3 protein-coding genes are annotated in these 5,474 nt (G+C 22.9%); all 3 read left to right on the forward strand.

Annotated features, from left to right (window positions below; genetic code table 4):
* Positions 1-1,993: hypothetical protein (locus T380_RS04410; protein WP_036437108.1), on the forward strand; the 1,993-nt coding region annotated here is incomplete at its 5' end.
* A 140-nt stretch (positions 1,994-2,133) separates the two neighbouring features.
* Positions 2,134-3,027 (forward strand): MAG4940 family membrane protein, encoded by an 894-nt coding sequence (locus T380_RS0103585; RefSeq protein WP_027334508.1) that lies wholly within the window; start codon positions 2,134-2,136, stop codon positions 3,025-3,027.
* 16 nt (positions 3,028-3,043) lie between these two features.
* A complete protein-coding gene (locus tag T380_RS0103590; RefSeq protein WP_027334509.1) occupies positions 3,044-5,344 on the forward strand; it encodes an MSC_0775 family lipoprotein in 2,301 nt (766 codons plus the stop codon).
* The last annotated feature ends 130 nt before the right edge of the window (positions 5,345-5,474 follow it).

Below are 5,474 nucleotides of genomic sequence, written 5' to 3' on the forward strand. Positions count from 1 at the left end.
TCTTAACTTAAAATTAGAAGTATATAAAAATCTTTCATTATCTACAAAAGTTACAAAAGAATTTATAGTACCTATAAATGGATTTTTATCATTAGATAAATTAAATGAAAATAGAGTAAATAATTACATATCTAATATTAATAAACAAGCATTAAATACTATTAACTTTAAAAATAATTTAGCAAGTAAAGCTAAATATAATAACTCAGACGAATTAAGTAGTGATACTGGAAATTACTTAAAATCTTATATTGATATAGATGCTAATAAATATAAAAAATATAATATTGGAAATATTGAAATAAGATTAGATAATGCTCGTCATGTAATAGATAATGATCTAAAGGCAAGTAAGACTATTTATTTAGTTGCCAAATGCGGAAATTATGAAAAACAATTTAGCGTAATTGTTAATGGATATTTAGAAAATAAAGTAAAAGATGATGATATTAAATTTGTAAAAGACAATGTATTTGTTAATTTAGCTAATAGCGGTAAATTCCAAGATGATATGTGACATGGAGTTAATCCAAACGAAGTTAAGTTAAATGATGTTAAATTAATTAAAAAGGGTGGAGCAGCATTTGATACCAATAAGTATGAATTAAAACCTACTAAGGTAGAAATGGCACATGCACCTTCTAGTGATGGTGGGCCAGGTAAGTCTGTAATTACTTATACATTAAGAGTAAAATATTTTGATACATGAACTGAAGCTCAAAATCAAAAAGTTGAAGTTAAATGTCGCAATAACAGAAAAGAGTTAGAAGATTTATTAAAGAATTCGAATATAGAGCCGATGATACATTCAATAACACGTGATGGATTTGCTAATATTGCTGGTCATAAAATGTTTGCTCATAGCGCAGGTTATATTGATTCTTGAAAACTAAAAAATATGAATATTCGTGAAGATAATTGAATACCACAATATATGTATGAAGAAATAGATAAGAAAAATCCAGATTTCGATTATCGGCTTGAACCTGATTCATCCAAGGAATCTGATAATTTTTGAGCAAACAAATATAATATTGGGTTTACATATTTAGATTCTCATGATATAAATGAAAATGAAATAAATAATAGATATAAAACTAATAATAATGGAGGATTTTACAAGAATATAAAAAGTAATTTTATTAAAAATATTACAAATCCTTCTATAACCATGTATCAAAACCCCAATGATTATTTAAATCCGGCCAATAGTAGTAATTCAACTAAACAATATCCCGAAATATATAAACTTAATTCAGGATCGCATGATATGACATTAGATTTTAGAGATATACAAGGTAAAGCTAGTGAGAAATATAAAAAAATTACACCAATATCAATTAAGGATTTTTTTAACGGATATATAGATGAACAACTATATTTTCTAAATACTAGAAAATGAGAAAGTTGAAAATTGAAATATAAATATATAGATTCCGCAATTAAACAACAACCATATGTTTATTTAATTGATGAGGATGTTGTTCTTGAAGAAAAAAGTTGATTTAATAATCACATAATTATTGAGGTGGAAAATAGAAGTTTTTTACGTTCAGGTAATGTCACATCTATTCGTGGAACACAAACTATCGTATTTGGACAAAATGAATCCGCACCAAAATATCAACCGGCTAAATATTACCATAGACCAGAAGGTGAAAGGAATATCAATATTCCCACTATTGTTTTCCAAGATGTTAATTTCCCATCAAAAAATAGAATAAAGGTTAAAAATAATATTACTTATAAAAATGTTGTTTATAATGTAGAAATGATATCTCACCCAATGGTATTTAAGAATACAATCAAAACAGATTTAGAAGATTGAAAATATGATGATAGAAAATTAGAAGTTAATTTCTTTAATCCAACAAATTCGTATTTCAAATCTCTAAGATGAAAGCAAAGTAGAACTATTTATGCATACCAAGCAGAAGTATGATATGACTTCAACTATGAAGATGACAATAGAATTAGTGTTGAGTTTAAATAATAAAAAAATATGGTTACCATATTTTTTTATTATTGATTTGGTTGTAGGTCTTTGGATTTAATTTTAGGTATTCATTAAAATATAAAATTTTTTATTTTAATTATATTTAATGTAATTAATGAATATATAATAATAAAGATATGTATAAATTAAATACTCCTGGTGAAGCCTTAAGGACATTTTGAAATGAAAGTGTATTTATATTTGAATGTTTAAGTGTTTTTATTTTAATATTTTGTGTTTTTATTTGAATGTTTATAGCTAAACTTTCGAATAAACAAAATAATAAATTGTATTTATCAACTGGTTATTTATTTTCTACTTCTTTATCATTTTTTATTCCTTGAGGTATTTCTAAAATATGATCAAAACTACCTGTTTATCCAATGCTAAATCCTATTATAGTTATTTTTAATTCATTTATAAGAGGATTTGGTAAATCAGGGCAAACAAAAGGAATGCAAGGATTAATAGGACAACCCATTCTTAATGGTATGTCTTATATATTTTTTGCCCAATTATTAGGCGGACTAATAGCTTTTTTATTATTCATATCTATATTTTTATTGATTAAAAAAATTTATATGAATCATAAAAAATATTGTTATATCTTATACAAGATGAACATATTGAGTTTTTTTGAAAAAGAAAATAAACTTAGGATATTTTCTTTTAGTGTAAAAGAATTTATTTTTATATTATTATTCACATCAACAGTACCTTTCATCGCAATGATTGATAAGGCGAACTATGATATAAATGATTTTGAAATAAAATTAATTGAGTTGCTATGTATATTCTTTATTATTTATATATCATCATTTTTTAATTTTTTTGCTTTTCATTTATTCTTTTCATTTATATATTTTGTTATTAATACAATTTGTTATCTTAAGAATAAAAGACATAATTTGTTAAATTCATTTTATGAATTTATTATAGTTTTAATTTTAACAATAATAATACCCATTATTATAGCCTTTATTGCTATAGGTATCAAAATTCAATCAGGAGCATATTTATCCATTGCATAAAAGAGGGAGGCATGACATGAAATCTATATATATATATAATATATTAGCTACTTTATCTTTAATACCATTATCAAATGTGTTAATAAGTTGTAATAATAAAGAAGTTTCAAATAAAGAAATATTTATTAATTATTCTTCTTTAAATAAAGAAGATAAACAATTTAATTCAAAATTAAATGAAATTATTAAAATTAATGAAATAAATATCCTTTCAGATATAAAAAATTATTTTGAATCAAACAATTATGAATTAAATAATTTTATAGTTTTTACTTCAAATGCATCAAATAAAACTGTTGAGTTTAATTTGATGAAAAAGAATAATTATATGATTAAATATATGAAGTTTGATAAAGATAAATTTTTAAACTTATTAAAAGATAAATTCAATTTTACTAATGAATTCTTAAAAAGAATTGAATTTAAGATTGATTATAACAACGTAACAAGAGATCAAGGTAATTATTTTGATGTTATATTTCCTATAATATTAAAAATAAAAAATATAGATGCATTTTCTAGCAACTTATACTCTTCATGCACAATTAATTTTCGTTTAGAAAATGTTTTATTAAATAAAAATGAAGAAAAAATAATGAGCACTCTAAGAGATTCATTAGAAGATATTAAAAAATTAAAGGAAAGTGATTTTAATGTTAATTTTACTTTAAATAATGAAATAATTGAATTAATTAATAAATATGGTATTAATGAACTAGATTTAGATACCTTTAATAACATGTTTAAAGTTAAAAGTGATAAATGAAATAAATTAACTAATAAACATAAAAATTTAAAATTTAAACTAACTCCATACAAAATAGATTTTTATTCAGTAAATGATTTAAATAAAGCTAAAGTTAAAGTGAGATTAGCGGTTTCTAGTTATGACAATAAATTAAAAAGCAATGCTGACGTAGGTAAAGACATATGAATTACATTTAATTTAAATAACTCATCATTTGAAAAAGAATTAAAAATTATAAATTCTATTATTATTAATTCCAAATATGAGCCAATCAATAACGCTGATTTATCAATTATTAAACCTAGTGATTTAATAATTAAAACAAATAACAAAAATATTTTAGATATTAAAATATCTAAAATATTAACTAATAAAAATGATTTCAGAAATGCTTCTATCGAGCTAATAGTAACATTAAGTAATAATACAAAACTAAAAATAAATAAAAAAGTAGGTGTAGGTCACTACTCATTTTTATATTCTAAAGAATTTACCAAAGATAATATAAAAGCATACAATTTTAATGCTAGCAGATTAACATCCGCTGATTTACATAGTATTGATACATCATTTTTTAATATGCATAATTCTAAATTATTTACTGGAGGGTATGGCACATCACGAGGATTTTATGCTGATGATATTAAAACACCTGTATATTTGCATTTTGGTGAAGATTATATTGCCCCAGACTTTACTAAAATATTAATGCCATATGATGGAGAAATAATTGCTGGGTTTGAATTAAAAACTAAAAAAGCCGCATCTGGTGTAGGTACATGCATTCTTGTTAAAATACCTATTAGTAATCTAGATTGAACCCCAAGAGAAAAACAATTATATTTAGACAAAGACTCAGAATACATATTAATGTCATTTATACATCTAGATGCCAATTTGACCTTAAAAAACGAAAATTATAATTGAGTAATAACAAAAGAATTACTTGGTTCCGAAAGAATTATTAATGTATGTAATGCTACTCCCGATAACCCTACAAAAGCAAATAAGGGCGATGTTATAGGATATTTGGGTTCTGTTTCAACAAATGGCGGTTGAATGAGTCATGTTCATGTTAATTTATATTCTAATAGGAGTGAATTTTTAACACCTAATTTTTTCTATACTAAAGTAAAGAAAATAGGTTCTAGTTCTAAAATAAGAAGAAAGATTGATGATAAAAGACTTGATCAATACTCCAAGTTCCATTCACCTGTAGGGAATGTTGGTGTTAAGAGTTTAAGTTCTAACTTTGATTTATCCGTTTATAAAGTAAACCCTTTAAATGGATTAGAAATACTTTTTGATAAAGATACAAATAAAGAGTTAGACAAGGATGCTAAAGGAGAGTATATAAAAGATAAATTAGATCCTATAACAAATAAAAAGAAAAAAATAGAAATTAAAAGAATTAAATTAGAAAATGAATATTTATTATATGTAAATAATATAGATATGATATCATGCGAGCGTGAAGATGGTTATCTAGATCCTAACATAGTTTACAAACTTAGAGATGAAAATACTTTATCATTTGATTTGCATGATATTTACGAAATTAATGAATAACTTTACTTTTAATAAAATTCAGGTATGAAACAATATGATTCAAACAATAAAAATAATAAATAATACTTTTATATTAATTTTATAAAAATTTAAAAATTTATTAAGCCTATTATATATATATATATATATA

Origin of the sequence: Mycoplasma elephantis ATCC 51980 (genome assembly GCF_000687815.1) — a bacterium.
Taxonomy (GTDB): domain Bacteria; phylum Bacillota_I; class Bacilli_A; order Mycoplasmatales; family Metamycoplasmataceae; genus Mycoplasma_H; species Mycoplasma_H elephantis.